This is a genomic window from Acinetobacter sp. ANC 4204, from assembly GCF_002135205.1.
Classification (GTDB): domain Bacteria; phylum Pseudomonadota; class Gammaproteobacteria; order Pseudomonadales; family Moraxellaceae; genus Acinetobacter.
Genome location: NZ_NEFZ01000002.1, coordinates 548,819 through 575,289, shown reverse-complemented (window position 1 = coordinate 575,289; position 26,471 = coordinate 548,819). Strand labels below are relative to the sequence as shown.

Below are 26,471 nucleotides of genomic sequence, written 5' to 3'. Positions count from 1 at the left end.
TGAAGTAATTCCATGTGGCTTAAGGGTATGGTTGCTTAATTAAGTATTTAAATGTTCTAAGGTTGAAATAAAATCCGTAAATTTCTCACCTTGAATTACCACATGTGCTTTCAGTAAAGCCTCGGCTTCTTGTTCGTGACCTGCAAAAATGGCCTCTAAAATTGCGCTATGCTCTGAAAATGAATGATTCATTCGATGGTTAACGCGGAGTTGTAGGCGGCGGTATGGGTGCAAACGTTTATGTAAAGTACAGGCTTGTTCAATTAAAAAGGCATTATGACTGGCTTGGTAAATAGCAAAGTGAAATAAACGGTTGGCCTCATAATAATTTTCTGAGTCGTTCTGATTTAAATAGTCCTGACATAACTGATGCAGGCGTTGTAATTCTTGCTTTTCTTCAGGTTGAATGCGCCGTGCTGCCAGTCGTCCACACATGGCTTCTAATTCAGCCATCACCTCGAACATTTCACAAAGGGTGAGTGAATTAATGGCTGGAATAATTGCGCCACGACGTGGGCGAATTTCAACCAAGCCTTCAGCGGCCAATAGCTTTAATGCCTCACGAATCGGGGTACGTGAAGCACCATAGCGTTCGCAAAGTTCTTGTTCATCCAGCTTCGTCCCAGGCAGGAAAAAGCCATAAATAATATCATCCTCTAACTTTTTACTAATTTGAATAGAAAGAGGAAGTTCCGCAATTGAAGTCATACATCACCAAAAATTGTATACAATTTATGTTTATTTGAGTACAAAACATTGTACACTGGATACAGATAAGCTATAACTATAGCAAATTATAAGTCAGATTATTAGAAGCGCTGCATGATCCAGGGAGGATTCAGCAATGATTATTTACGGAACAGCCATATTGGCAATTTGCCATTTACTTGGTGTTTATCTAGGCAATGCCCTCGGGATTGCACTTGGTGTGCAAGCCAATGTAGGTGGTGTGGCCATCGCCATGATTTTATTAATTCTATCGAAGGAGCTGTTAGCTAAACGTGGGCACTTACCTCAAGTGACTCAATTTGGTGTGTTGTACTGGTCAGGTATGTATATCCCGATTGTGGTTGCCATGTCGGCAGGCCAAAACGTAGTTGCGGCTATGTCGGGCGGGATGTTGGGTTTGATAGTTTCAGTTGCATCTTTGATTGGTACCGTCTTAGTGATTCGTTGGTTGAATAAATCCAGTGGTGACTATGAAAACTATGAATGGGCTGTAGAGCAGACTGAAAAAGCCGCTTAAGGATAAGGGTGTTGTCATAACACGAAATAACAATCAGTTGTACGGTTACAAGGAAGAAACGCAATGGAAGAAATAATTACGGTTTTTACCAAAAATGCCCTCGTCGCGGCGCTCGCAGTGACTGGTTTAATGATGTATGTGTCGCATCTTTTGTCGAAATATCTCACCAAAGGCAAGTTACAAAGCTCAGCCATCGCGATCACTCTGGGGCTGGTCTTGGCTTATTTTGCAGGGATTTATACTCAAGGTGAAAAGGGCATTTCAGATATCGCTATTTTCTCAGGTTTCGCTTTACTCGGTGGTGCCATGATTCGTGACTTGGCCATTGCATCAACGGCGTTTGAAGTCGACGTTAAAGAAGTGAAAAAAGCAGGAAAGGTGGGTCTGATCGCGCTTGCACTTGGTTGCGTGATTCCATTTTTGATCGGTGCAATGGTGGCGTGGTTGATGGGCTATAAAGATCCCGTTTCGATGACCACGATTGGCGCAGGTGCGATGACCTATATCGTTGGCCCAGTAACAGGTTCAGCCATCGGTGCAAGCTCAGAAGTGATTGCATTATCAATTGCAATTGGTCTGATTAAAGCGGTGTTTTTCATGGTGGGTACACCGTTATTCGCAAAATTTATGTATCTCAAAAGTCCACGTTCTGCCATGGTTTTTGGTGGAATGGCGGGGACGACCAGTGGCACAGCAGCAGGTTTAGCAGGAACGGATGTGCGTTTAGTACCCTATGGTGCATTGGTCGCAACCTTCTATACCGGTCTTGGTTGTTTACTTGGACCCTCTGTATTTTTTCTCACAATCAATGCCATCTTCGGCTAAGCACAGCATAAAGGTGACCCCATGAACCAAATGGTTAAGACGCGCTTATGGGATAAGCAGCGTACCCGCAGACTAGAAAAACTGAATCTTGCTAAAGAACAAGGCTTTGCAAAACAAGTTGAGCATGCTCGGGTGATTGAACTTTTGGAAACGGTAATTTCCAGTGGTGATCGCGTTTGTTTAGAAGGTAATAACCAAAAGCAGGCCGACTTTTTGTCAAAGAGTTTAAGTCAGTGTAATCCAGAGGTGGTTCATGACTTACATATCGTGCAGTCAGTATTGGCTTTACCCAGTCATATTGATGTCTTTGAAAAAGGCATTGCTTCTAAGGTCGATTTTTCCTTTGCAGGCCCACAAAGTTTACGTCTAGCGCAATTGGTTCAGCAGCAAAAAATCAGTATTGGTTCGATCCATACCTACCTAGAGCTGTATGGGCGTTACTTTATTGATTTGACGCCAAATGTCTGCCTGATTACGGCACATGCGGCCGACCGAGAGGGCAATCTTTATACAGGTGCGAATACCGAAGATACGCCTGCAATTATTGAAGCGACTGCATTTAAAAGCGGGATTGTGATTGTGCAGGTCAATGAAATTGTCGATAAGTTACCGCGTGTGGATGTACCTGCGGATTGGGTCGATTTTTATATCGAAAGTCCCAAGCACAACTATATAGAACCATTGTTTACCCGTGATCCTGCACAAATTACCGAAGTGCAAATTTTAATGGCAATGATGGTGATTAAAGGGATCTATGCACCATATCAAATTCAACGTTTAAACCATGGTATCGGCTTTGATACCGCGGCAATTGAATTGTTACTGCCTACGTATGGGGCATCCTTAGGACTAAAGGGACAGATTTGTACCAATTGGGCTTTGAATCCGCATCCAACTTTAATTCCTGCGATTGAAAGTGGATTTGTCGATTCGATCCATAGCTTCGGTTCTGAAGTGGGGATGGAAGACTATATTAAAGAGCGTCCAGATGTGTTCTTTACAGGCAGTGACGGCAGCATGCGTTCCAATCGTGCCTTTAGTCAAACTGCGGGTTTATATGCCTGTGATCTCTTTATTGGTTCAACCTTGCAAATTGACTTACAGGGCAACAGTTCAACTGCAACCGTAGACCGGATTTCTGGTTTTGGTGGCGCGCCGAATATGGGCTCTGATCCGCATGGACGCCGTCATGCCAGTTATGCCTATACCAAAGCAGGCCGTGAGGCGGTCGACGGTAAACTGATTAAAGGGCGTAAGTTGGTGGTGCAGTTGGTCGAAACATACCGTGAACATATGCATCCTGTCTTTGTTGAAGAGTTAGATGCGTGGCAGTTACAGGACAAAATGGAGAGCGAACTTCCGCCCATCATGATTTATGGTGAAGACGTAACCCATATTGTGACGGAAGAAGGTATTGCTAACTTGCTGTTATGTCGCACACCTGAAGAACGAGAACAAGCCATCCGTGGTGTGGCTGGTTATACCCCAGTGGGGATGCAGCGTGATGAGGCCAAAGTGGAAGAATTACGCCAGCGCGGGATTATTCAACGTCCAGAAGATTTAGGCATTGATCCAACACAGGTCAGCCGTGATTTGTTGGCGGCAAAATCGGTGAAAGATTTAGTTAAATGGTCGGGTGGTTTATATAGTCCCCCAAGTCGCTTTAGAAACTGGTGATCGACATGGAAAAGTTAAAATTTGAATTGCAATCAGCGCCACTGAGCGCTGAACAAGCAGCTGTCATTTGTGGTGTGGTCGGTTCTGGAAATTTAGAAGTCTTGGTTTCACAGCATGATAAGGCGGATATTTGTCAGATTGAAGTCACGACATCAGCCGTCGGTTTTCAACATGTTTGGCAGTCTGTACTGAATGAATTTGCACAACGTCATGCGGTAGCAGGGCTTAAATTTCAGTTAAATGATATGGGCGCGACCCCAGCTGTGGTGAACCTGCGATTAAGCCAAGCAATATCTATGTTTAAGGGAGTATAGAACATGGATCAAGTGATGCTCAAAAACAGTTTTTATGAAAAAACTGCACGTGCGCGGATTCAAGCGGTCGTCGATGCTCAGAGTTTTAATGAAATATTAAAGCCTGCTGAAATTGAAGTTAGCCCACACCTGTCTGCTTTGGATATTCCGGGTAGTTTTGATGATGGCGTGATTATTGGTACGGCACGTGTAAACGGAACACCTGTACATATCATGGCTCAAGAAGGGCAATTCATGGGTGGAGCTGTGGGTGAAATCCACGGGGCGAAAATTGTCGGTCTCTTGCATAAAGCCATTCAAGATCAAGCGCAAGCGGTACTGTTTTTTGTCGACTCAGGTGGTGTGCGTCTGCATGAAGCCAATGCAGGTCTGATTGCCATTTCGGAAATTATGCGTGCGATGTTACAGGTACGAAATGCAGGCATTCCCATTATTACGGTGATTGGCGGAACCTGTGGCGCTTTCGGTGGTATGGGGATTAGTGCATGTTTGAGCAGTGCCATCATCATGACGGAAGAAGGGCGTTTGGCACTGTCTGGTCCAGAAGTGATTGAAACAGTGAAAGGCGTAGAAGAGTTTGACTCGAAAGACCGTGCTTTGGTTTGGCGTGTCACAGGCGGTAAACATCGTTATTTATTGAGCCATGTGCAGGCTTTGGTTGAGGATGATATTACCGATATTCGTGATGCGATTTTAACGCAGCTAGACGCTAAGGTCGCTTCTTTAGACTTAGAACCATTATTGCAACAGCAGCAACAGCTTGAGCAACAGTACCAACGCTGGTTTGGTAAAAATGATGGTTTACAGATTTGGCATGACATGGGCATTACACAGCCAGAAAAAATTCCGATGTTGTCTGCCCATGAAGTTGTGTTGTTAAAGCAAGGATGAGCTCATGAATACAGAATTACTTTTACAACAGTTGTTTCCGCATCAACTGGATTATCAGATCGAAGGTTATGTGATTAAGGGCAATGCGCAAACGGATGCGGGTCCAGTGCGGATTCTAGGCACAGTCAATGCCGCCCCTATTAATCAACAGATTGCCATGGAACTGGCAGGTGAAATTTTAGAGCTTGTACAGCAGAAGCAACAGACACCTGTAGTGTTTATTGTGGATACTCAAGGTCAAGCGCTTTCCCGTGCTGATGAGTTACTGTGCTTAAACCGTACCTTCGCGCATTTGGCATCTTGTGTTGACCTACTGCGCAGAAGTGGACATGCCAACCTCGCGATTATTTTTGGTCAAGCTGTCAGTGGTGGATTCTTGTCCTATGGCCTCATGGCAAACGAAGTTTATGCACTCAGTGATTCGCAAGTGAAAGTCATGGACTTAAACGCGATGGCACGGGTCACTAAAATTCCAGTCGAAAAGTTAAAAGAGTTGTCACAAAGCTCAGCTATTTTTGCTCCAGGGGCAGAAAATTTTTACAAAATGGGCGCAATCAATGCCATTTGGCCAGATTTGGAGACCGATTGGGTTAGCCAAGCGCTGTTAAATCAACAACAACATCTTGAAACTTATCTGACAGATCAACGCCGTGTGGTGGGGCAGCAGCGTCAAGGGCGTGTGTTGTGTAATGCCATTATTGAGAAAGTTGTCCACAGTTAAGGAAGCAGATATGGATCGTCATGACTTAGCTTATCTTTGTGATTCAGCAAACTTACATTTTTTAGATGTTTCTTTACCTGAAACAGTGAAACAAAAGGTGTATCAGCTGTTGAGCCAACATATTCCAATGACCGTTTGTCGGCAGGACGATATGGATGCGGGACAAGTGAAGCTGGCGATTAATTGCTTGGTTGAAGGCTATAAATATCGGGTGGCGTGCTTAGTCGAGAAACACGATATCGAGCAGATCACTCGACCGCTTTCTCTACAGGCTTTGTTAAAAGCGGACTCGCAACTGCTACAACCTAAAGCGCTGAGTGATTTTGCAGGCAACTTAGAACAATTGGGCTGCAAAGTATATGTCTATGGCTCCTATGCCTATGAATATCTCACTAAAGAAGCTTATGTACGTTCAACATCAGACTTGGATTTGGTGTTATATCCAAAAGATTTAACACACACTTCAGAGATTCTAAATCTGCTTCAACAGGCTCAAGCCCAGAGTTCTATTCGCTTGGATGGAGAGATTCAAATCCATCCAGACTGGCATGTGTCATTTAATGAGTTAATTGCGGTTTTTCCTGAAATGAACCAGCAAGTGATCGTCAAAGGAATTCAGCGTGTCGAGATGCTGAGATTAGAACAATTATTCGAAGGGAAGCTTGAATATGCAACTACTACAACCACATGAAGTTTTATGCCCAAGCATTATCAGGACTGCTGAAAGATTAGACCGTTTGGCATGTATGGCGTTATTGGATGAAGCCAGTTTAGAACATAAGCCTGGTTTGGTTTGTCCAAGTTCGCAGGGCAGTCATCGTGACATGGACTTTAGCTTATTCCAATGTAGTGTAGATGCTTTACAGGGCTATTTTCAGGCGCAATGTTTGAACGGTTATCGCGATGTCGATTTTGACGAGATTCGACAATGTGGCATTTTAGCTGAACAAAAAATGATGACTGCAACTCAGCAGATCAATACCCATAAAGGGGCGATTTTTAATTTAGGTTTTGCCAGTGCTGCAGTAGGACAATGTCTAGCAGCTGATAGTCCCTTGAATGCAGGCTCAATCAGTCACAAAATTCAAAGTACTTGGCAGGATGAACTGTTACATCATTTAGAGCGAAATCCTAACAGTCATGGGCAACGTATGCGTAGTCAATATGGCATCACAGGGGCGATTGAAGAGGTGGCTTCAGGTTTTAAAACGGTGATGGATGTTGCCTTGCCAACGTATATTGAGATTTATAGCAAAACGGTCAATGCAGAGCAGGCTGCAATTCAGACTTTATTCAGTCTGATGGCCTATGTACAAGACACCAATATTGTTTGGCGTGGTGGTTTATCAGCCTTATATATTGTGCAGGATCTAGCCAAGCAGTTTTTGGCCCGTGGCGGTGTGCTACAGCACAATTGGGTGCAAGACGTAGCTAAAGTGGAAGATTATTTCGTTCAGCATCGTTTAAGTCCGGGGGGCAGTGCGGACTTGTTGGGGGTGACTTTATTCATGCTGAAGGTGGAACATGAATTTCGCAATCATATTTAGTGGGCAAGGACTCCAAAGCTTAGCCCATGTGCAAGAGCTACTCAGTTTGGCGGATGAGCTTCATGTATCAGAGAGTTTAAAGCAATATTTGCCGCGACTATTTTGTTCCGATTTAACCGAAGCAGATTTGTATGCGAATGAATTTGCGCAGCCTTTTATTTTTGCTTTGCAATGGTGTCGTTGGCAAAAGTTAAGACCTGAGATTGAAGACCTTATGAGTTTCTCAGGTTATTCACTCGGAGAGTTAAGTGCGCTCATTTGTGCAACGCAGATAGGTTTGGAGCAAGGACTATATTTGGCCCAGCAGCGTGCCTCGTTAATGTCTTCAGCCTCTCAGCATGCATGTGGCTTAATGGCTGTTCAGGGCATCAATCTCAATACACTTGAAGCGTTGTTGACTGAAACGTCAACCGCACTTTCCATTAAGCTCAGTGATAGTAGTTTTGTCGTGGGTGGGGCTGACGCCAATTTACAGCAGTTGACCCGGCAACTCGAATTGCGAGGAACACGTTTTGTTAAACGCTTGAATGTCACCGTTGCATCGCATACGGCATGCATGGATGCTGCGGTTCAGCCGTATCGGCAGGTTTTACAACAACAAGACTTTGCTGGTTTGTGCACGGCCATGATTAGCGGTTCGGGTGGGCATAAGTTTTTTAAGACCACAGATGCCGTGAGTGCGCTAATTCAGCAAATGAATCACGCGATTGATTGGGATGCTTGTTTAAGTGCAATAGAAGAAAATCAGCCTGATGTTGTCTTAGAAATTGGGCCAGGCAGCGCCTTAAGTAAAATGCTCTTGGAACGTAATCCAAATTGTATTGTACGTGCAGTGGATGATTTTAAAAGTTGGTCTGGATTGCAGGTATGGTTAGAAAAGCAAAGTATTGGATCATCTTGAAACGAAGATGATATGAAATGTATTCGGTGCTTTTTCGTTTTAAATCACATTCAGTCGTCCTGAAGATCGTTCAATGTCTACATCACTTCTTCAGTATGTAGATGAACTGAATAACACATGAAGAGCCGTGTTCCTTTATCCGCTTTTTGTCCTGATTAAATTAGCTTGAATCTACGACGAATGGTTGGTTTAGAAGGGCAATGGATTATTGATAGCAATCATGTTTATCGAGTTTTAAAACGCAGTATGAAGCTGAATTTTCTATTCTACATATCATCATTTATTTTTAATTTTTAAGCGATTACCTCACTCGTTTATGGGATTTTAGAACAAAATTGTGCTCCAAAATCTATAATCTTCTACTATGCGTATGGCCTCACTATTAGATAAATAAAAATGATGAAAATAACAAAAAATGCCAAAAAATAAAAAAAATTATTGAAAATTTTAAAAAATGTGATAGATTTCACGATTACTTTTTATATGTGTGAACCTCTATATAAAAAAGTATCTATAAAAAGCAATGTTATTCATGGCGATTGCTTTTTGATTATCTAATTTAATAGTTTTAGGTCGTTATATGAAAAATTTTCTTACTACTGCATTATTGGCTTCTGCTGGTTTAGTTTTAGCTGGACAGGCAAATGCGGCTACCACTTCAAAAACGGCAACTGCTGACTTTAAAGTGAAAATTGAAGTGCTTTCTACTTGTGCAATCAATGCCACTGATATTGATTTTGGTAGTGTAAACAGTGCTGTGGCTGCAAATGATAAAACAGGAACATTAAATGTTACTTGTACAAGCCAAACACCATATAAAGTGGGTTTAGCAGGCAGTGGGAAAATGACACATGAGACAGATACTTCATCTAGCATCGCATATCAGTTATTCCAAAATACAAGTGACAAAAGCCAGTGGGATAATAATAGTAATCTATACTCAGGTGTAGGTTCAGGTAGCGTACAGGCTATTCCTGTTGTTGCAAAAGTATCTGGTTCAACAAATGTTCGAGCAGGTAAATATATCGACACGGTTACCGCTACAGTAACGTATTAATTTTTGCTATCGTAAGGATATTCTTCACGAAAAGGGTATCGGCATGAAAAATACGTCGCGTTGGTCAAATGTACTGCGTAAGTGTAGCTTAGGTATATTGGCAACGAGTATTTTTATGATACAGGCGCATGCTGCAAGTTTGCAGGTTGCGCCTATTTTATTGGAATTTTCGCCTCAAGAAAAAGTCAAAGAACTTTGGTTAACCAATACTGGGGATGAAGCCATCCAAGGTCAAGTTCGAGTAAATGCTTGGACGCAAACCAATAATCAAGATATTTTAACCCCGTCTAAAGATCTGATCGCAAGCCCAATGGTATTGACGATTCCCGCAGGCCAAAGACAGTTGGTTCGTCTTATTCGTAGTACTGCAAGCAATAACCCATCTGAGCAAGCTTATCGTTTGATTGTTGATGAGCTACCGAACCCTCAAGCAGAAAAGCAAAGTGGTCTTCAGTTGTTGCTGAAATATTCAATTCCTGTATTTTTTAAGGCCTCAAGCACTGATGTCATTCAACAAGGTGTAACCTCGCTCAATGGCATGACATTTAAATACAATGCGAACAAATTAACGGTTACTAACCTGTCTCCGCACTATAAACGTTTTAGCCAGTTTGCCTATGTTGATGCGCAGGGGCAAAAAACACCCATCCAAAAAGGACTCATGGGGTATGTGCTGAGTGGTCAAAGTATGCAATGGTCTATTCCTGCTACGATAAATGTCAAACCTAATGGAAAATTTGTAGCAGTTGTAAATATGGATGTTCGGGAACAAGAACTTCCTATATCTCCTTGATATCTTATGTCTTTGGGAGTTTCTTCATTGAACGTTCGAGTCGGTCGTTTACTCTGTGCAGGGCTAATTATTGTTATTGCTCCTCACGTTTTTGCAGAGTCGGACTCCCCAGAGCAAGCAAGTGAAATCCAGCAAGACTTATACTTGGATGTCGAACTTAATCAGTCTGTTCAGCCACAAATTGGTCATTTCCTGCAACGAGGTCAACAGCTTTATATAGACCGTGCATCTTTAGATAGTTTTGCCATTCATGCGGATGCTCCGCAAATGCTCATAGATCAAGCTACTTATATTGCGCTTGATCAAATTAATGGATTGAGCTATCAGTATGATAATTTGAATCAGAAAATATCAATACAAGTGCCCGTTGAGTTGTTAAGCGGACAAAACCAATATGGTTATCAAGCTTTACCTGCCGCCAGTATCAACCCATTACAAGAAAAAAAGGGGCTGTTACTTAACTACACGGCATTTGCCCAACAAAATGATGATGTTTTTTCATTTAATGGTTGGAATGAGCTACGCTATTTTGGCTTATTTAATGGCGTTTTAAGTCTGTCAGGAAATTATCAGTATCGAGATCATGTCGCGACTGATGGTCAAATACTTGATACGTATTGGGAAAAAGATTTTCCAAATCAATTGCTGCGATTGCGTTTAGGTGATGCTCAAAGTGATGCGCTTACATGGACACGTTCAACGCGTTTGAGCGGTTTGAGCATATCTAAAAACTTTGCATTACAGCCTTATACGGTAACCACGCCCTTAATGAGTTTTAAGGGTCAGGTGACTTTGCCCTCTCAAATTGATCTAATTATTAATGGGATCAAGCAATCTTCACAAAATGTGGTACCAGGGCAATTTGATATCCAAACCATCCCGAGTATTACGGGGGCTGGAAATGCCCAGATGGTCATTACCAACATCAATGGTCAGCAGCAAGTTCAAAGTTTTTCTTTGTATCGTGCCAATCATTTATTGGCACAGGGACTAAATGATTGGTCTTTGAACTTGGGTTATCCTAAGCTTAATTATGGTCTATCTTCTTTTGATTATGCGAATGATCCCGCTTTTAGTGGAAATTATCGTTATGGGCTAAGTAATACTTTCACAGTAGAAACGCATGCCGAGCTTACGGAACAATTGCAACAAGCAGGTTTAGGAACAGTTTATCAATTAGGCAAGCGCGCAGGGCAAATCAATGTTTCCTATGCTTATAGCCATACATCCGAGCAACAAGGTCAATTGTTGGGTTTTGGCTATAGCTGGAACTCCGCATTGCTCAGTCTAAACTATAATGGCCTACGTCAGTTCGGACAGTTTAATGATATTGCAAGCTTAAACGATGCAACATTTGCAAGCCAGTCCGATCAATTTTATATGGGACTAAATACTAAATTTGGACAATTTGGCGGTAGCTATATTCAGCAGGAATACATAGATCAAGCGAGTAATCGTTTTGTTTTGCTCAACTGGTCTTATATTTTACCGCGACGAATGAACTTGAGTTTGAGTTATAGCCGTGACTTGTTAAATAAAGAGAATAGTTATTATCTATCTTTAAATTTACCATGGGCAAAGCGTAATTCTGCGACACTTACCGCTCAGCGTAGCAATGACCAAAACCAAATGAGTCTGAATGTTTTACATTCTGTGGATCAAGACCAAGGTGGTTTAGGTTGGCAAGCTTTAGCCAACCATACTGAGCAATATTCACAATTTCAGGGGCAGTTGGATTATTTAGGACGTTATGGTTTGGCACAATTTAATGTGCAACATACCGAATCTGATCAACAAAATAATACCAGTGCTTATGCTTCTGTGAGTGGTGGGTTGGTGATTTTAAAAGATACAGTATTAGCTAAACGTCTGGGCAATGGTTCATTTGCAGTTGTTTCAACAGATCAAGTTGCAGATGTACCTGTACGTTTAGAAAATCGTTTAATTGGCAAAACAAATCGGAAAGGTTATTTACTGCTTGATTATTTAAATCCATATCAACATAACAGTGTGGCTGTAGATACTTTGGATTTACCGATCAATTTAAAAATTGAAACGACCCAGCAGGATACAGTTCCTCGGCAGTCGAGCGGGGTATTTATTCGATTCCCGATGTATCAGGTCAAATCAGTACAACTTCAAGTGGTCGATTTGCAAGGAAATAACCTTTCGGTAGGAACTTCTGTCTGGCAAGAAAAACCAAATGAGCAACTTCAACCGACGACTATTGTGGCGCATGATGGTATGGTGTATTTGGATAATGTAAAAAATAATACCCTATATATAGGTGATCAGCTCAAGCAGTGCAGAGTAAAGTTGCCAGATCTTGAAACTTTAAATGGTTATAGTGATTTGGGGCAAATCGTATGTCAGTAAACTACAGTCACTGGTTTAAAATGAACTATTCTAGCCAGTATTTGGCTTGTATTGGCTTGTTGCTCCTTAGTTGTGGGCTGATCTATTCGCCTGCGTATGCAGAAAGCTGCTGGATTGGGGGGGCGACTCTCAGTTTAGGTACTGCAAATGCTCAAGGTTCTTCTACTGCCTCAACGGACGTCACGGTTAGCTGTAACTCTAATTGGAGTCAGCCAGTCACATATAAAATGTGTTTAGCAATTGATAGTACATCTCCTTCGGGGAATGATCCTCGTAGTATGATTAGCTATAATCCTGAAACACTGCTCAATTATCATTTGTACTATGATGCTGCGCGAACGTACAAAATTCCAGGTTCAGACCGTAAAAGTCAGGCGCAGTGCCAGACTTTTCAAGTCGAGGCTGGCCAGGCGAATGCAAGTACTCAAATTAAAATATATGGACAAGTGCTCGCTGGGCAAGTGGTTCCTGCGAGAAGTTACACCACAAATAGTGTAAATCTGAAACTTTATTCTGCTTTTCGTTATGGTTCTGCAATACCCAGCAATGAAGAGGTTTTTGCAAATTCAAATACAGGAAATAATAATCTCATCGTTAACTCCAATTATGAAAATAGTTGTTTAATCCAATCGGCTACGGATATTGACTTTGGAGCTGTTGAGCAATTAAACACCCCATTATTTGGTTCAGGACTTATTCGTTTGGCTTGTCCAACAGGAACCAGTATGCAAGTTAGTTTGGATAATGGCGTAAATGCGCAAGGAAGCCAAAGACGAATGAGAAATGCAGTGGGAAGTTATATTCAGTACAATTTATATAAAGATGTTAGTCGTTCACAAATATGGCAGGCGAATGTTTTTTATCCTGTAGATAACCAGAGTGTTCCTGTGTATGCAGCTGTTCCAGCTCAAACGATCACAAGTGTTGGACAATACTCCGATACAATCACAGTCACTTTAACTTACTAAGTTGCTCATTATTCCTTGTAAGCTTAATAGGTAATGGTTGCGGTCACTTTGTCACTATATTGTCCTGCAGGAACATTAGCATTGGGAACTTTTCCCCAAATGGTAATATTTTGCGTTTGCCCAGTACCTTGTTGAGACAAACGATTGTCTGCAATATTGCCCCATTCTTTACTCATGGCAGCATCTTGGTATAGCTGATAAGGAATTTGTATAGAAATATCATTACTATGTTTTAAACTGCCATTGCTGTTTAACGCAATGTTATAGGGTGTTCCATTGGTACAATAAACATTTAAACTTCCTGTCGCTTGCACATTCTGTGCATTACGAGTCACTGTTCCAAAATCAATATCCGAAGTACTGCCTGTTCCAATATCGCAAATTTCTGTAACTTGCATTTTAACTTTAAATTGTGAGGATTGACGATCACTCATGGTATACGCCGAAACAGAAATGACGGCAAGAATTGCGAAAGAATATTTGAAAAGTTTCATGGTGTACTGTCTCCACGAGACTACAATGATTATCAATAGTTATGTGACTAATATAGGGAAATATAGCGTTGATTACTATAATTTATATTACATAATAATGCAGAAACTGAATTATATTTAATCGTTTGGTAAAACCATGTTGGTATAAGTTATAGAAAAACTGTTTAAATATCAAAGTAATGTAAATAATATTAAGAATATTTCACCAGTGTCACGAATTTTAAACGGTGCCCTTGCATGATGGTTGTTTAATAAATAAGCATTGGGGACAACCGTGATTCTTCGAAATAGAGCCATTAAGCTGTTAAGTTTGAGTGGTGGTTTTTTATTGTGTAGCAGCGTACTTGTTGGATGTAATGACGACGATAATAAAAACAATACTGCACCTGACGTGCAGAATAAAGCACTCGAAGTCAATCTTCTCCACATTAATGATAGCCACTCACACTTAGATGAGGAGACGGTAAAATTAATGTTAGAAACTTCGGCAGGAAAGCGAGAGGAAATCCAAGTCTCGAATGGTGGTTTTGCACGAGTCACAGCATTGATGAATGATTTGGCGAGTCGTGAGAAAAATGCAATCAAAATTCACGCAGGAGATGCCATAACGGGGGATCTCTATTTTACCTTGAAAGAAGGTGAGGCCGAGGCAGACCTTATGAATACGGTATGTTTCGATACGATGACCTTGGGCAACCATGAATTTGATAATACAGATGCTGGTCTACAAAAGTTTATGGGTTTTTTAAACGATAAAGGCAGTTGTAAGACTAAAACTCAGATACTCAGTGCCAATGTCGAGTTTGGGGCAAGTTCACCGTTGTATCGAACAGATTTGGTGAAGCCGTATACCATTATAGAAAAAGAAGGGCAAAAAATTGCATTGATTGGCCTCACCATTGCCAATAAGACCAAAAATGCATCACGCCCAAATACAGATACAATATTTAAAGATGAAGTGACTACTGCACAGAAATATATTGATGAACTAAAACAGCAAGGCATCAATAAAATTATTGTACAGTCGCATTTGGGTTACGGGGCGGAAAAAGAACTGGCTACGCAGTTATCTGGAGTTGATGTGATTGTGGGCGGAGATTCGCATACTTTATTGGCCGATGCAAAATTGAAGAACTATGGCATCACCCCTGAGGGTGATTATCCAACTTTATTGAAAAATAAAGAGGGTGATCAAGTTTGCGTAGTACAAGCATGGCAATATGCGTATGTGGTGGGGCAGTTAAAAGTCAACTTTGACGCCAATGGTAAAGTTGATGCTTGTACAGGTAAGGCCAATGTATTGATTGGTGATGACTTTAAACGTACCGCAAAAGATGCAGTCCTACTGAATACAACTGAAATCGCGCATATTAGGCAAGATGTTGAAAATAGCAATGCTTTACAAATTGTACAGCCTGATGCGACGGCTTTAAGTATTTTAGAACCGTATAAAGTGGCTAAAAATTTATTAGGCAAAGAAATTGTAGCAAGAGCTGAAAGCAATCTTTGCTTACGTCGTGTTCCAGGCACCACTAGAGATGCCTCACGTTCAAGTCTAGGAGATATTTGCAATAAAGCTGATTTCACCAATCAACATGGTGGAGATGTGCAACAATTGGTGGCAGAAGCCTTTTTACAACAAGGCAAAAAGTATTTTAATGCGGATATTTCGATTCAAAACGGTGGCGGGGTCAGAGTCGATGTACCACAAGGCGATATCACGGTTGAGAAAATTTATACGGTCTTGCCTTTTAAAAATACATTGGTGCAATTACAAGCCACGGGGCAGGAAATTAAATCAACTTTAGAAGACGCGATTGATGCCGTGGTTTTGAACAACACTGGCAGTTATCCCTATACAGGGGGCTTAACGTGGGATGTCGATTTAACCCAAACCAAAGGCCAACGGGTATCGAATTTACAAGTGCGAAATGCTGATGGACAGTATTTGCCTTTAAATGTAAACCAAACTTATCAAGTGATTACCATTAATTTCCTTGCCGATGGTCAAGACTTTTATACCAGTTTAAAAGGTATCACGGGTGATCGTCGGATTGATGTGGGTTTAGATTATGCTGAAGCTTTCTTACAGTATGTCGAAAGCATGCCAGGTGCGAAAGGACAAAAGGTGTTAACACGCTTACCTGTTGAGCACTACAGTACACAACATTATAAAGAGTAAAACTGGTTTAATGTCTCAAAGTCAGTTGGTATGTAACTGACTTTGAGACCATTCAAACATCAGCTTAAATGAGCAATCATCCGTATTCGATTTCATTTAATTTTTGAGACTTCGCTACATAAAAATACGATTTATACGTGCTGATTTAGTGCATAGACATAGGCCTGTTGTATTTGCCCATTCTCTAAAGTGACCTCAGTTAAAACACGCTGATATTCACTGCCTTCGAACTCATCCAAGCTGTTCCACAGGCTATCTAATTGTTCTGAACTAAAAATATATCCATTAATAGTTTGCCCATCTGGACTCAGTGTCAGGCCAGGAAAGCCAAGTTCTGCACCCCAACCAGCTTCTTTAAGCCATCCCTTCACAGATCCTTTGTGCCATGTACCGCCAATCGCTTCTAAAATATGGGCATTGGGTTTATTGGGAGCTAAAGTACCGTAGACAAATAAGTGTTGTTGCATGAGGTCGAAATTCCTAAGGTGTTGGGGTGGATGAATGGAGTGGTTTTATTGAAAAAATAACGATGAGTGCAATTAGGATCAGAAAAATATTTAAGATAACGATGCCATTCCAGCCATAGCTTTGCCAAATATTTCCGCCATAGGCGCCTATAATGCTTGAACCTAAATAATAAAAAAGCAGATACAAGGAGGTGGCGTGGCCTTTATTGGATGTTGCGAGTTCGCCTACGCGACTGCTGGCAATGGCATGGGCAATGAAAAAGCCAGTGGTCACACAGCCAATACCAAGAATAATCAGAAATAAAGATGCAGAAAGGGTGAGTAGCACGCCTAAAAGCATGCATGAAAAGCCCAAAATCATCACCTGCTTTTTGCCGACTCGGTCTGCGATAGAAGAGGAGATAATACCCAAACTATAAGATAAAAAGATCAGGCTGATCTGAGTTTGGCTTAAATGATAGGGTGCTGCAAACAGTCTAAAGGTCACATAATTAAACAAAGTGACAAAGATACTGGTGAGCAAAAAACCGATGACATAAATTTTTAACAGCCGTGTATGACTTAAGTGTGCATACCATGCATGTAGATGGAACTTAAAAGAGAGACCTTGCTGGGCAGTGAAATTTCGCGAATTAGGTAAGAGTTTCAAAAAACCTAATGCACAGAACAGACAGATGCCGCCGAGAATCGCCATGGAAATACGCCATGAGAAAAACTCGGTCAAAATACCCATGCCAACACGTCCCATCATGCCACCAAATGCTGTGCCTGCAATATATAGCCCCATGGTTTTAGCTAAATCTTTCGGGCTAATTTCTTCTGCAATCCAAGCCATAGCAACAGCAGGAACTCCACCCAAAACAAAACCTTCTAAGCTTCTTGAAAGCATGAGTACATGCCAACTCGGTGAAACTGCGCACACGACATTAAGTATTGAAGCCAAAAGCATCGAGAAAAACATCAGCCCTTTTCTGCCCAATGTTTGTGAAAAAGCACTGGATAGCACGATCGACATGGCTAAAAAGCCCGTGGTTAAAGACAATGCAAGCGCACTTGCACTGGGCGCAATATGGAAACTTTGACTTAAATTCGGTAGCAAGGGCTGTACGCAATAGATTAGTGAAAAACTGGCAAAGCCTAATAGGAACAACGCCATACCCGCTTTTTTATATTCCCGTGTACCTTTGTTGATCGTTTGTGGAATGGGTTGCTGAAAGGTAGACCAGTCTGCTTCTATCGAAGAGCTCAGTTTCATGACTTAACTGACTTAATATGGAGAAGAGCTTTTATTTTAAGAAGTGCAGATGTATATGTATAATATATATAACTCAATAATGGTATAGCTTTTATATATGGAACTGCGCAATATTCAGTACTTCATTGCTATCGCAGAAGAGCAAAGTTTCTCTAAAGCAGCCTTGCGTCTTGGCATAAGTCAGCCACCGTTGAGTATGCAAATTAAAAAGTTGGAAAATGAAATCGGCGTTGAACTTTTTTATCGCTACTCTCATGGCGTTGCACTGACACCAGCAGGGGAAACTTTTCTTAAAATGGTCTTGCCCGTTCAGAACCAACTGAAAAATGCAGTGAAATTGACCCAAAGTACGGCAAATGGTGAATGGGGAGAACTAAGGCTCGGCTTTACAGGCACCTCAATTTTAAATTCTTTAATTCCGCCTGCCATTCAGGCATTTCAGCAGCGATATCCACAGGTGAATTTGGTGTTAAAAGAAGCCAATTCTTTGATTTTAATTGAAAGTTTACTGAATAATGAATTAGACATTGCGATTGTTCGGCCACCTGCACAGTACCCGAAAGCTATTACGATTCGTAACTTGATTGATGAAAAGTTGATTGCTGCTTTGCCTTTACATTATCCCGCAGATGAAGAGATGGTGGATTTTGCAGAATTTGCACATGAAAGTTTTATTGTTTCTCCTCCTGAGGTGAGTGCTGGGCTGTATGCTGCGATTCTAAATACTTGCCAACAGCATGGTTTTACCCCAAAAGTTGGACAGCAAGCGCCTCAGATTGTTTCAATTTTATCGTTGGTTGCGGCGAACTTAGGGATTTCTTTGGTGCCTGAGTCCACCCAACAGCTCAAAATTGAAGGGATTAAATATAAATATCTAAAAAATAAAACCGCAACCATTGGACTCGGTATTGCGTTTAAAGCAGATCTGCATAGCCAACCTGCAATCAACTTTTCCAGCTTATTGAATAGTATTGTGAGACAACATCACCTTTTAAATGCTTCACTTTGATTTCATGTATCTCGCTTGAGTCTGAGTTGTCAGTACATAATCCATCGAGTTAAAAGTATTTTATATCAGGGTGATCAGTTCAATTTAGTTGTAGTCCCATTGCCCTCTAAACAGCTAAATTAAAGCTGTTTAGGACAACAATGGAATAAATGATTTAGACCACTAACTTACGGTTTCGTTTTAATTGCTGTAACCCTTCTAACATAAGCACACATACTGCGAGCCAAATGGCGATATAGGTTGGCCATTCTGCCAAAGTAATACTTTCTCCTAAGGCGATTGAAACGGCCACTAACAATACGGGTTCGACATAAACCAACAGTCCAAACAGACTTAAGTTTAAATGTGGGGCAGACAAGGACTGAAATGCCAAAGCCAGTGCACTGATTAATCCAAGTCCTGAAATGAGCCACAGTGTATGTGAACTTGCAGATAGGCTTTCTGTGACGATAGAACCGTGCATAATAAAGTATAGACAGACAGGAACACTCAGCATCATGTCAAACCAAAGTCCGCCTATATTATTTGTCTCCGTTTTTTGTCTGAGCCAAAAATAGATCGGATAACCCAAGCAAATCAGCAGAGTGGGCCAAGTCAGGGTTTGAGAAATGGCTAAGAGATTCAATATCCCCAGTACTGCAAAAACACAGGACAGTTGTTGAAAACGAGACATTCGTTCTTTAAACGCAATCCGACCCACAATCACCATGCTAATTGGCATCATAAAATAACCGAGTGAAACATCCAGTCCATAGCCATGACTGGGTGCCCACATAAACAGCCACAACTGAATCCCAATTAAAAACGAAGATAACACGCGTGTTAAAACGAAAAAGCGCTCTTGGTAGAAACGGCGATAAATCACAATTACCTGAGACCAATTGCCTTTTAGCCATATAAAAAGTGTCAAACAGGGAATGCTCAATACAATTCGCCAGCCGTAAATTTCTGTGCCTGACAAAGAGCCCAATAGTGAAGTATAGGCAAACATTAATGCAAATAGCACTGAGGCCGTGACATTTAAACTAATGCCAAGTGTTGTATTGGGATGCTGAGGCATAAAACGGGTCTTAAAACGCATGAATAAGTGATATTTTATTGCAGTCTTATTGATAAATTGGCTTATATTGTTTAGCTTAAATGAGAAATTTTCTCGTGGAATGCGCTTGATGCAATTGGATAAATTTGACTTCGCTTTATTACAGCATCTGCAAAAAGATTGCCTCACGCCACTACGAGAATTGGCAGACTTGGTGCATTTATCAACCGCCTCAGTACAGCGTCGCATTCAAAAATTAAGAGACAGTGGTTATATTATTGGTAATAACGCAGTACTGGATCCAGACAAACTGGGGCAGGTGGTTACGATTTTTGTCGAGGTTCGTGTTAACCAAACTCATGTGACAGATCTTGATGTGTTAAAAGCGAGTTTTTCAATACCAGAAGTACAGCAGTGTTATTACGTAACAGGTGAGGCGGACTTTATGTTGGTACTTTTGGTGCCGAGTATGAGTCGCTTTCAAGCCTTATGTGATCAGCTTTTTCATCAAAATGCGAATGTACAGTGGTTTAAAACCACTGTTGTGTTAGAGCGTATCAAAGCGACATTAGACGTGCCTTTTCAGTCTTAAATGAAGGACAGCGCTGTATCACACAAAAGCATCAGTTTTATCTGATTTAAATATATTGCTTGATCTAGCATTCACCTAATAAAAGCTGATCGCAATTAATAACAAGCCGATTCCTACCCATAGACCTTCTGCTGAACGTTGGTAGGAAACGCAGATCAGACATAGAGTCAATACAATGGCCCCCCACAAATATGATTTGACGTTTGGTGTAAAAATGACAACAAAAACCAGCACGCTAATCAAGATGTTGGCAAGACGAATGAACCGAACTGGGTTCATGTCAAGCAAGCTCTAACTTCATCTCATACCATTGCATTCCTCCATGAGTCGAATCTGATTTTTGCAGGAGTTGAAAACCAAATTTCTCATACAGTTTGAGATACTGTTCTTTACACATCAAATAGATTGCAGCTTTGTTCAGGCTTTTTGCTTTCTCAATAAAGGCGGTCATGAGTTTTGCCGAATAACCTCGTCCTTGAAATACAGGGTCAACAACGACAGACATGATGACAAGGTTCGCGCCAGAGGGGGTATGGCCTTTTAATTCTTTAAAGTGTTCATCAGACATTACGACTTTATCGGCGCAGCCACTATTAATGAAACCGATAACATGACGTTCCACTTCTAAAACAATGAAACCTTCGGGATATTGTTCGGCTCGAATTTGAATTTTTGCTTGGCTTGCCGCCTCATCTGCTGAATATGCTGCAGACTCAATTTCGAAACAACGTGCAACATCAGTGAGTTGAACAGAACGAATAATTTCTTGCATAAGAGAAACTCGGATAATTTTGAAAATATTCTAAAGCATAAATTAAGTGTATATACTGCATTTTATTACATTGAAAAATGAATAATATGCACTCTATACCTCATGCTTTTGATCTCAATTTACTCTTGGTTTTTCGCGCTTTGTATCAGCATAAAAGTGTAGCTAAGGCCGCTGAGTCTATTTATATCAGTGCTTCTGCCTTTAGCCATGCGCTGAATAGATTGCGAGATGTGATGGAGGATCCTTTGTTTGTACGTATGAAAGGGGAAATGTTGCCAACCAAAAAAGCAGAGGAAATAGCGCCCTCCATTTTTGAAAGCTTAGCGCTCATCTCTCAGCAATTATTTCAAGTCGAACCATTTGATCCCATTTCAAGTACGATGGAATTTGTGATTGGCACAACAGACTATACGGCTTTTTGTGTTCTGCCTTCTCTCATGAAAAGACTGAGTGTGATTGCTCCCAATATCAAAATAAGAATTATGTTTGAACAACAAGAGGCGCTGTTTCAAAGTTTAGTCTTAGGACATGTGGATGCAGTTATTGGATATTCCGAGCAAGGTGAAATGAATCATTCGGCAATAGTAGAGCAGCTCTGTTTTTCAGATCGTTATGTTGTTGTTGTACCTAAGCGATTGTACAGCACGATGCGACTTGAGGACTATGTGGAGGCAAAGCATATTCGAGTGAGTGCATGGGGGGAACATCATGGAATTGTCGATCGGGTCTTAAAAACCATGGGTATTACACGACAAATTGCGCTGGAACTACCAAATATGATGGTTGCACCTTATATTTTGGAGTCTAGCAATCTCATCATGACCTTACCTAGTAAAGCTGTTGAACAATTCAGAACGATACATGAGATTGATGTTTTTGACTTGCCGATTAAGGTCCCCGATTATACTGTCAATCTTTATACTTTGGCCTCGCATCAAACGACTTCACCCCAAAGTTGGCTGAGTCAGATTTTATTGAATGTTTTTGAGCCTGCAAATATTTGATGCTGTCTCTAAAAAATAGACCACTGATCAAGACATTAATCAGATCAGTGTTTTATACATCCCGCATTTTAGTCAATAAAGAATCGGCGAGCCGATATAAAGCCATGATACTGACCCCATAAGCCGACATAATTAAAGGAATATTGGGTCTGACACCCGTAATGAAGCTATAACGAATGCAATCAACCAGATACGTTATTGGATTGAACGCATGGATCATCTGCCAATGGGGAGACAGCGCATCAATATCATAAAAAATCCCCGATGAGAAAAGTAAAGGCAAGAGGATAAAGTTGGGAATGACTGCCAGTTGGTCAAAGTCATCAATCAGAAAGGTACTGATTAAGCCACACAGTGAAAAGAATATCGCACTAATGAAAAGGATCATAAATAGGACTATGGGGTGCATTAGGCTTAGATCTGTAAGTGCCCATGCCATGAGACTACTTATCATTGCAACCATAAAAGCCCGTATTAAACTGCCTATCAAATAACCATGCACAATCAGATGATTAGACATGGGGCTGGTTAGTAGTTCTTCTAAGGTTTTCCTAAATTTAGCACTAAAGAAGCTAAGGCTGACATTGTCATAACTACTGGTGATGACCCCCATCAGCATTAACCCCGGCACAATAAAGTGCAGAGAGTTAGCTTGATCTGCGCTATTGGCGAGTGGTGTAGCCAAATTATGAAAAATGAATAAATATAAAGTCAGCGTCAGTGCAGGAGCGAATAAGCTTTGCGGCCATATTCGCAGAAATCGACGAATTTCTTGAGTTGCCAAGGCATGTACGGCTACTAGGCGTTGATGTCCATTCATTGTTTAACTCGAAATTGAGTGAAATAGTTTATTTCAAGACTTATCACATAAGCATTTACCCAAGCAGTCAGCAGGGTTGCCAACGACTTGGGTATAAAACCGTCAGTGTTTATTCAAAATCTTTGTCTGTATAGAGCTTGGTTTTTTTCACCGCTTCAATGTCTTTGGCACCACCGAGCATCATGCTAATGCGGAGTTCTTTATTGAACTGTTCCATCACTGAGTTGACGCCTTCGGCACCTCCCAGTTGTAGACCGTAGAGAATTGGGCGACCAATGGCAACCACATCAGCACCGCTGGCTAAGGCTTTAAATACGTGTGAACCACGACGGACACCACTGTCAAAAACAATAGGAACACGCTTATTGACGACTTTGGCAATGCCCGGCAACACATCAAAAGAGGATGGACCACTATCTAACTGACGACCGCCGTGGTTAGATACCCAAATGGCATCGGCACCCGCACGAATGGCCATGTCAGCATCCTCAGGCGATTGAATCCCTTTGACAATCACAGGCAGACCGGTCAATTTTTTTACATATTGAATATCTGACGGGGTGAAGGCTTGTTTGGCTTGGGCATAAATTTCGCTAATACCAGCCCCTTTACCTGTTTTCGAGCCATCTTTATTTTGTTGAGCAAACAGTTCTAAATTTGCAAAGCCCAAGGGAAACTGGAAGTTGTTTTTAATGTCATCCTCACGGTAGCCACCGACAGGTGAGTCCACTGTTAAAATGATGGCTTTAGCGCCATGCTCTTTGGCACGCTTCAAGGTAAACTCATTGAACTTGTCATTTTTACTCATGTAAAGCTGGAAGAAGAATGGATTTTTTCCTGAAACTTGAGCCACTTCTTCAATGGTTTTATTACCATAGGTGCTGAGTGAAAAAATAGAACCTGCTTTTGCCATACCTTTGGCAGTTGAAAGCTCACCATCGACATTGGCTAAACCCTGAGCAGCCATAGGAGCTTGAATAATCGGGGTTTTTAAGTCAATGCCCAAGAACTTGGTGTTCAGGTTAATATCTTTTAATTCAATAGCTTGCATGATGCGTGGCATGATATATTTTTTGTCAAAAGCAGAAGTGTTACTTCGTAAGTTATTTTCATCTTCTGCACCACCACGGATATACCCAAAAGCACCTGGTTGCATTTGTGCTTTAGCTTGTGCTTCTAAAGACGCGATATTCACGATTTTAATGGGCTGGTTCACGCTGCTGGCTTTATAGCTGGTCTCTGCTGCATTACTGAAGCTGGTGGCAATGGCGATTGCCAATGTACTGATGGATAAGACAATTTTATGGTGCTTTGACTTCATTTCGATGTTCCTTCCTGATTCAAACATATAGATGATTGGACTAGAATGTGTTGGGAGATGACGTTATTTTTTATTTTTTAGGCGTTCAAAACAATAAGTAGGATAGGAAGAAGTGTCTCATCTATATGACGAATACAGCTTAAATGTACTTTACAGATGGGTATAGTAATCGGGTCGTGTTAGCTCATTTACCCCATAGCAGCTTAATTTCAAAAATATATGCTATCTTCTAAATCGCAAATTGCGACGTGATCTAACATGAAATCAATTGTCTGCTATCAACGTTGTAGGGCTATTTAATTTGATGTGTCTTTCTAGATCATTCTTTTCTATTTTTTAGGTTCTAAAATGCAAAAAGTACGTTTCATGTGTGCATCAGTTATTGGTGCAGTATGTTTGCTGATATCCCTGTGTACGCAAGCAAAGCCCAATGCACCGCATATCACACTCATTTCTCAAGTGAATGGACCTTCTTATAAAACCGATTTAGCAATTCAGTCGCACTTACAAGCAGAGGGTTATCAAGTACAGATTCTTGATCAGAGCCAAGATCCTAAACAAATTAAAAATACAGATTTAGTGATTTTATCCTCAACTGTAGGTTCAAAAAATTTAAAATCTGGCTGGCGGTATCTGTCTATACCCTTGATGACATGGGAAAGTGATTATGTTGATGACCTTGCAATGACTGGGAAGAGAACAGGAACGGATTTTGGTGAGGTAGAAAAAACACGCTATTTATGGTTGGTCAATGCACCACATGAGTTATCTGCTCAACTCCCCGCAGGTACAGCAAATGTATATAGCAAACAAGAAAGCATGAATTGGGGGAAACCTGGTTTAGGTGCAACGATTATTGCAACCGTTTATGGTGAACCTGAAAAAGTTGCTATTTGGGGCTATGAAAAAGGCGCAACCATGGATTATGAATCTTTAGCGCCAGCCAAAAGACTCATGTTTTTCCTGCATAATGATACATTTACTCTGTTGTCTAATGATGGTTTAAAGCTATTTGATCGTTCTGTTGAATGGCTACTCAAGCCTTAATCATCTGCAAGAGCAAGACACTGTAACAGTGTATAACTGCTAAATTTTGGATTCATACGACCAAGCGCCTTGATTTGGATGTGCACACACTGTAGTAGACTATATTTAGATAAAAGAGTCGTTAAAATTAAACCGCATCATCAGAGGGATTCTAAACTGAATTGTTTTTATGGTGCGTTTGGAAACTGAAGAATAAAACCAGAAAAAGACATCAATAAAATTCTGTTATAGTTTTTTACCGCCTTACTGTAGCTACTTACTTCCATCAAATCGGATGAAAATTTGTTTCAAGAAAGAATCACAATCTTGATGGTGGCCTAATGTTTGTAACACAGCAACTGAATACAATGTCTGAACTGATTGAAGGACAGGGATTTTCAGAAAAACTACAGCATGTGCTGGCTCAGCAATATCTAAACTTAGAAGCAACATTGCTACGTGCCAAAGTTTTACGTGATTTTGCAAGTTCAAAAGTTCAGTATATTGTGCAGTCCGCTATTCAAGCAGAACAAGCTAGCGCAGCGTTTTTATTTGCACCTTTTATCTTGGCGAATCTAAATCACCCTGTGATTTATAACAGCCCAGCCACACCATCTGTTCTTAATATCCTCAACCGTTACTATCAAGCTGAGCAAAGACAAAACTTAAAAATAGATGATGTGCTTGAGGCACTGAATCTTTATTTAGATTTAAGTGATACCAGTTTAGACGATGTCGATTTTTTCTATAGTTCATTGATCAAAGCACTCTGTCGAACCGATGTTTCACAGATTTTCTTGGTGACTGCACTGGCACTCAATACGCAAAAAATAGCGGAACTTGAGCAGTTTTTTAAAGTAAAAATTTACTATATTCGCATCCATCCGCAAGATAGTATTATCGACAGTCGTGACTGGAATATGCGTAAATTATTCTTTAAAAACAAAGATGAACAGTATGTTGCTTTATGTGAAAAATTTGCCACGCTGAATGCAGAATTATTGTTGAGCTACGGCAGTTATAGCCTACAGCAAGCGACTCAATTGATCGAAGATATGTTTTATGCCGAGCATATCTATGAAAAATTATCGGTCTATGCCGAGTATATGCAGACCTGTTTACAACATGGCGTGTCCCGAAAGCAGGCGACTTTTTTTGCCTAATTTACGTTTTT

27 protein-coding genes are annotated in these 26,471 nt (G+C 40.9%); 19 read left to right on the top strand and 8 right to left on the bottom strand.

Annotated elements, in window-relative coordinates; all coding sequences use genetic code 11:
• Positions 1 to 39: 39 nt before the first annotated feature.
• Positions 40 to 708, bottom strand: a complete 669-nt coding sequence (locus B9T36_RS06540; protein WP_086208703.1) for a GntR family transcriptional regulator — start codon at positions 706 to 708, stop codon at positions 40 to 42.
• Between the two features lie 136 nt (positions 709 to 844).
• On the opposite strand from B9T36_RS06540, the gene madL reads away from it, so the two are divergent.
• The 13 genes from madL to B9T36_RS06475 all read left to right on the top strand — a co-directional run bounded on the left by madL (position 845) and on the right by B9T36_RS06475 (position 13,316).
• Positions 845 to 1,246, top strand: a complete 402-nt coding sequence (madL, locus tag B9T36_RS06535) for a malonate transporter subunit MadL (RefSeq protein WP_086208702.1) — start codon at positions 845 to 847, stop codon at positions 1,244 to 1,246.
• Between the two features lie 63 nt (positions 1,247 to 1,309).
• Positions 1,310 to 2,071 (top strand): malonate transporter subunit MadM, encoded by a 762-nt coding sequence (madM, locus tag B9T36_RS06530; RefSeq protein ID WP_086208701.1) that lies wholly within the window; start codon positions 1,310 to 1,312, stop codon positions 2,069 to 2,071.
• A 21-nt stretch (positions 2,072 to 2,092) separates the two neighbouring features.
• Positions 2,093 to 3,748: a malonate decarboxylase subunit alpha gene (gene mdcA, locus B9T36_RS06525; RefSeq protein WP_086208700.1), complete on the top strand. Its 1,656-nt coding sequence runs from the start codon at positions 2,093 to 2,095 to the stop codon at positions 3,746 to 3,748.
• 5 nt (positions 3,749 to 3,753) lie between these two features.
• Complete coding sequence (gene mdcC / locus B9T36_RS06520) at positions 3,754 to 4,062, top strand: malonate decarboxylase acyl carrier protein (protein ID WP_086208699.1); 309 nt, start codon at positions 3,754 to 3,756, stop codon at positions 4,060 to 4,062.
• A gap of 3 nt (positions 4,063 to 4,065) precedes the next feature.
• The gene (locus B9T36_RS06515; protein ID WP_086208698.1) at positions 4,066 to 4,953 is read left to right on the top strand and encodes a biotin-independent malonate decarboxylase subunit beta; all 888 of its coding nucleotides are present in this window, start codon (positions 4,066 to 4,068) and stop codon (positions 4,951 to 4,953) included.
• A 4-nt stretch (positions 4,954 to 4,957) separates the two neighbouring features.
• Complete coding sequence (gene mdcE, locus B9T36_RS06510; protein WP_086208697.1) at positions 4,958 to 5,674, top strand: biotin-independent malonate decarboxylase subunit gamma; 717 nt, start codon at positions 4,958 to 4,960, stop codon at positions 5,672 to 5,674.
• 10 nt (positions 5,675 to 5,684) lie between these two features.
• Positions 5,685 to 6,365, top strand: a complete 681-nt coding sequence (gene mdcG / locus B9T36_RS06505; protein WP_086208696.1) for a malonate decarboxylase holo-[acyl-carrier-protein] synthase — start codon at positions 5,685 to 5,687, stop codon at positions 6,363 to 6,365.
• Positions 6,343 to 7,221, top strand: a complete 879-nt coding sequence (gene mdcB / locus B9T36_RS06500) for a triphosphoribosyl-dephospho-CoA synthase MdcB (RefSeq protein WP_086208695.1) — start codon at positions 6,343 to 6,345, stop codon at positions 7,219 to 7,221. The genes mdcG and mdcB overlap by 23 nt, the downstream gene beginning before the upstream one ends.
• Complete coding sequence (locus B9T36_RS06495; protein WP_086208694.1) at positions 7,199 to 8,122, top strand: acyltransferase domain-containing protein; 924 nt, start codon at positions 7,199 to 7,201, stop codon at positions 8,120 to 8,122. The genes mdcB and B9T36_RS06495 overlap by 23 nt, the downstream gene beginning before the upstream one ends.
• A gap of 580 nt (positions 8,123 to 8,702) precedes the next feature.
• Positions 8,703 to 9,179, top strand: a complete 477-nt coding sequence (locus tag B9T36_RS06490) for a spore coat U domain-containing protein (protein ID WP_086208693.1) — start codon at positions 8,703 to 8,705, stop codon at positions 9,177 to 9,179.
• Positions 9,180 to 9,222: 43 nt separating this feature from the next.
• Positions 9,223 to 9,972, top strand: coding sequence for a molecular chaperone (locus tag B9T36_RS06485; protein ID WP_086208692.1), 750 nt, complete (start codon positions 9,223 to 9,225; stop codon positions 9,970 to 9,972).
• 6 nt (positions 9,973 to 9,978) lie between these two features.
• Entirely contained in the window at positions 9,979 to 12,348 is a 2,370-nt protein-coding gene (locus B9T36_RS06480; RefSeq protein ID WP_086208691.1) for a fimbria/pilus outer membrane usher protein, read from the top strand.
• Positions 12,339 to 13,316, top strand: a complete 978-nt coding sequence (locus tag B9T36_RS06475; protein ID WP_086208690.1) for a spore coat U domain-containing protein — start codon at positions 12,339 to 12,341, stop codon at positions 13,314 to 13,316. Before B9T36_RS06480 ends, B9T36_RS06475 begins: the two co-directional genes overlap by 10 nt.
• 23 nt (positions 13,317 to 13,339) lie before the next feature.
• Here the strand turns inward: B9T36_RS06475 and B9T36_RS06470 are convergent, their stop codons facing one another.
• Positions 13,340 to 13,810 (bottom strand): spore coat U domain-containing protein, encoded by a 471-nt coding sequence (locus B9T36_RS06470; RefSeq protein ID WP_086208689.1) that lies wholly within the window; start codon positions 13,808 to 13,810, stop codon positions 13,340 to 13,342.
• Positions 13,811 to 14,105: 295 nt separating this feature from the next.
• Between B9T36_RS06470 and B9T36_RS06465 the strand changes: the two genes are divergently transcribed.
• Positions 14,106 to 15,992, top strand: coding sequence for a bifunctional metallophosphatase/5'-nucleotidase (locus B9T36_RS06465; RefSeq protein WP_416202556.1), 1,887 nt, complete (start codon positions 14,106 to 14,108; stop codon positions 15,990 to 15,992).
• A 131-nt stretch (positions 15,993 to 16,123) separates the two neighbouring features.
• On the opposite strand, the gene B9T36_RS06460 is transcribed toward B9T36_RS06465, so the two are convergent.
• Positions 16,124 to 16,459 carry a gamma-glutamylcyclotransferase family protein gene (locus B9T36_RS06460; protein ID WP_086208687.1) on the bottom strand — a complete coding sequence of 112 codons (336 nt, stop codon included), beginning with the start codon at positions 16,457 to 16,459 and terminating at the stop codon, positions 16,124 to 16,126.
• A 13-nt stretch (positions 16,460 to 16,472) separates the two neighbouring features.
• Positions 16,473 to 17,714 (bottom strand): MFS transporter, encoded by a 1,242-nt coding sequence (locus tag B9T36_RS06455; protein WP_086208686.1) that lies wholly within the window; start codon positions 17,712 to 17,714, stop codon positions 16,473 to 16,475.
• Between the two features lie 97 nt (positions 17,715 to 17,811).
• On the opposite strand from B9T36_RS06455, the gene B9T36_RS06450 reads away from it, so the two are divergent.
• Positions 17,812 to 18,723, top strand: a complete 912-nt coding sequence (locus tag B9T36_RS06450) for a LysR family transcriptional regulator (RefSeq protein WP_086208685.1) — start codon at positions 17,812 to 17,814, stop codon at positions 18,721 to 18,723.
• A gap of 154 nt (positions 18,724 to 18,877) precedes the next feature.
• On the opposite strand, the gene rarD is transcribed toward B9T36_RS06450, so the two are convergent.
• On the bottom strand, positions 18,878 to 19,783 hold the full coding sequence (gene rarD / locus B9T36_RS06445) for an EamA family transporter RarD (protein WP_086208899.1): 906 nt from the start codon (positions 19,781 to 19,783) through the stop codon (positions 18,878 to 18,880).
• 109 nt (positions 19,784 to 19,892) lie between these two features.
• Here rarD and B9T36_RS06440 point away from each other — a divergent pair, with 109 nt between their 5' ends.
• Positions 19,893 to 20,354 (top strand): Lrp/AsnC family transcriptional regulator, encoded by a 462-nt coding sequence (locus tag B9T36_RS06440; protein WP_086208898.1) that lies wholly within the window; start codon positions 19,893 to 19,895, stop codon positions 20,352 to 20,354.
• A 280-nt stretch (positions 20,355 to 20,634) separates the two neighbouring features.
• On the opposite strand, the gene B9T36_RS06430 is transcribed toward B9T36_RS06440, so the two are convergent.
• Complete coding sequence (locus B9T36_RS06430) at positions 20,635 to 21,126, bottom strand: GNAT family N-acetyltransferase (RefSeq protein WP_086208683.1); 492 nt, start codon at positions 21,124 to 21,126, stop codon at positions 20,635 to 20,637.
• Positions 21,127 to 21,212: 86 nt separating this feature from the next.
• On the opposite strand from B9T36_RS06430, the gene B9T36_RS06425 reads away from it, so the two are divergent.
• Positions 21,213 to 22,130: a LysR family transcriptional regulator gene (locus B9T36_RS06425; protein ID WP_086208682.1), complete on the top strand. Its 918-nt coding sequence runs from the start codon at positions 21,213 to 21,215 to the stop codon at positions 22,128 to 22,130.
• A 52-nt stretch (positions 22,131 to 22,182) separates the two neighbouring features.
• On the opposite strand, the gene B9T36_RS06420 is transcribed toward B9T36_RS06425, so the two are convergent.
• Together B9T36_RS06420 and B9T36_RS06415 are read right to left on the bottom strand one after the other, a co-directional pair.
• Positions 22,183 to 22,950, bottom strand: a complete 768-nt coding sequence (locus tag B9T36_RS06420; protein ID WP_086208681.1) for an ABC transporter permease — start codon at positions 22,948 to 22,950, stop codon at positions 22,183 to 22,185.
• A 109-nt stretch (positions 22,951 to 23,059) separates the two neighbouring features.
• Positions 23,060 to 24,271 (bottom strand): lactate oxidase, encoded by a 1,212-nt coding sequence (locus tag B9T36_RS06415; protein WP_086208680.1) that lies wholly within the window; start codon positions 24,269 to 24,271, stop codon positions 23,060 to 23,062.
• Positions 24,272 to 24,619: 348 nt separating this feature from the next.
• Between B9T36_RS06415 and B9T36_RS06410 the strand changes: the two genes are divergently transcribed.
• Together B9T36_RS06410 and B9T36_RS06405 are read left to right on the top strand one after the other, a co-directional pair.
• Positions 24,620 to 25,318, top strand: coding sequence for a hypothetical protein (locus B9T36_RS06410; RefSeq protein WP_139841347.1), 699 nt, complete (start codon positions 24,620 to 24,622; stop codon positions 25,316 to 25,318).
• A 320-nt stretch (positions 25,319 to 25,638) separates the two neighbouring features.
• Positions 25,639 to 26,460, top strand: a complete 822-nt coding sequence (locus B9T36_RS06405; protein ID WP_086208679.1) for a hypothetical protein — start codon at positions 25,639 to 25,641, stop codon at positions 26,458 to 26,460.
• The last annotated feature ends 11 nt before the right edge of the window (positions 26,461 to 26,471 follow it).

Coding starts and splice junctions, on each gene's coding strand:
- B9T36_RS06540 (WP_086208703.1), bottom strand. CDS start 708: ATGACTTCAATTGCGGAACTTCCTCTTTCTATTCAAATTAGTAAAAAG.
- madL (WP_086208702.1), top strand. CDS start 845: ATGATTATTTACGGAACAGCCATATTGGCAATTTGCCATTTACTTGGT.
- madM (WP_086208701.1), top strand. CDS start 1,310: ATGGAAGAAATAATTACGGTTTTTACCAAAAATGCCCTCGTCGCGGCG.
- mdcA (WP_086208700.1), top strand. CDS start 2,093: ATGAACCAAATGGTTAAGACGCGCTTATGGGATAAGCAGCGTACCCGC.
- mdcC (WP_086208699.1), top strand. CDS start 3,754: ATGGAAAAGTTAAAATTTGAATTGCAATCAGCGCCACTGAGCGCTGAA.
- B9T36_RS06515 (WP_086208698.1), top strand. CDS start 4,066: ATGGATCAAGTGATGCTCAAAAACAGTTTTTATGAAAAAACTGCACGT.
- mdcE (WP_086208697.1), top strand. CDS start 4,958: ATGAATACAGAATTACTTTTACAACAGTTGTTTCCGCATCAACTGGAT.
- mdcG (WP_086208696.1), top strand. CDS start 5,685: ATGGATCGTCATGACTTAGCTTATCTTTGTGATTCAGCAAACTTACAT.
- mdcB (WP_086208695.1), top strand. CDS start 6,343: ATGCAACTACTACAACCACATGAAGTTTTATGCCCAAGCATTATCAGG.
- B9T36_RS06495 (WP_086208694.1), top strand. CDS start 7,199: ATGAATTTCGCAATCATATTTAGTGGGCAAGGACTCCAAAGCTTAGCC.
- B9T36_RS06490 (WP_086208693.1), top strand. CDS start 8,703: ATGAAAAATTTTCTTACTACTGCATTATTGGCTTCTGCTGGTTTAGTT.
- B9T36_RS06485 (WP_086208692.1), top strand. CDS start 9,223: ATGAAAAATACGTCGCGTTGGTCAAATGTACTGCGTAAGTGTAGCTTA.
- B9T36_RS06480 (WP_086208691.1), top strand. CDS start 9,979: ATGTCTTTGGGAGTTTCTTCATTGAACGTTCGAGTCGGTCGTTTACTC.
- B9T36_RS06475 (WP_086208690.1), top strand. CDS start 12,339: ATGTCAGTAAACTACAGTCACTGGTTTAAAATGAACTATTCTAGCCAG.
- B9T36_RS06470 (WP_086208689.1), bottom strand. CDS start 13,810: ATGAAACTTTTCAAATATTCTTTCGCAATTCTTGCCGTCATTTCTGTT.
- B9T36_RS06460 (WP_086208687.1), bottom strand. CDS start 16,459: ATGCAACAACACTTATTTGTCTACGGTACTTTAGCTCCCAATAAACCC.
- B9T36_RS06455 (WP_086208686.1), bottom strand. CDS start 17,714: ATGAAACTGAGCTCTTCGATAGAAGCAGACTGGTCTACCTTTCAGCAA.
- B9T36_RS06450 (WP_086208685.1), top strand. CDS start 17,812: ATGGAACTGCGCAATATTCAGTACTTCATTGCTATCGCAGAAGAGCAA.
- rarD (WP_086208899.1), bottom strand. CDS start 19,783: ATGCCTCAGCATCCCAATACAACACTTGGCATTAGTTTAAATGTCACG.
- B9T36_RS06440 (WP_086208898.1), top strand. CDS start 19,893: ATGCAATTGGATAAATTTGACTTCGCTTTATTACAGCATCTGCAAAAA.
- B9T36_RS06430 (WP_086208683.1), bottom strand. CDS start 21,126: ATGCAAGAAATTATTCGTTCTGTTCAACTCACTGATGTTGCACGTTGT.
- B9T36_RS06425 (WP_086208682.1), top strand. CDS start 21,213: ATGCACTCTATACCTCATGCTTTTGATCTCAATTTACTCTTGGTTTTT.
- B9T36_RS06420 (WP_086208681.1), bottom strand. CDS start 22,950: ATGAATGGACATCAACGCCTAGTAGCCGTACATGCCTTGGCAACTCAA.
- B9T36_RS06415 (WP_086208680.1), bottom strand. CDS start 24,271: ATGAAGTCAAAGCACCATAAAATTGTCTTATCCATCAGTACATTGGCA.
- B9T36_RS06410 (WP_139841347.1), top strand. CDS start 24,620: ATGCAAAAAGTACGTTTCATGTGTGCATCAGTTATTGGTGCAGTATGT.
- B9T36_RS06405 (WP_086208679.1), top strand. CDS start 25,639: ATGTTTGTAACACAGCAACTGAATACAATGTCTGAACTGATTGAAGGA.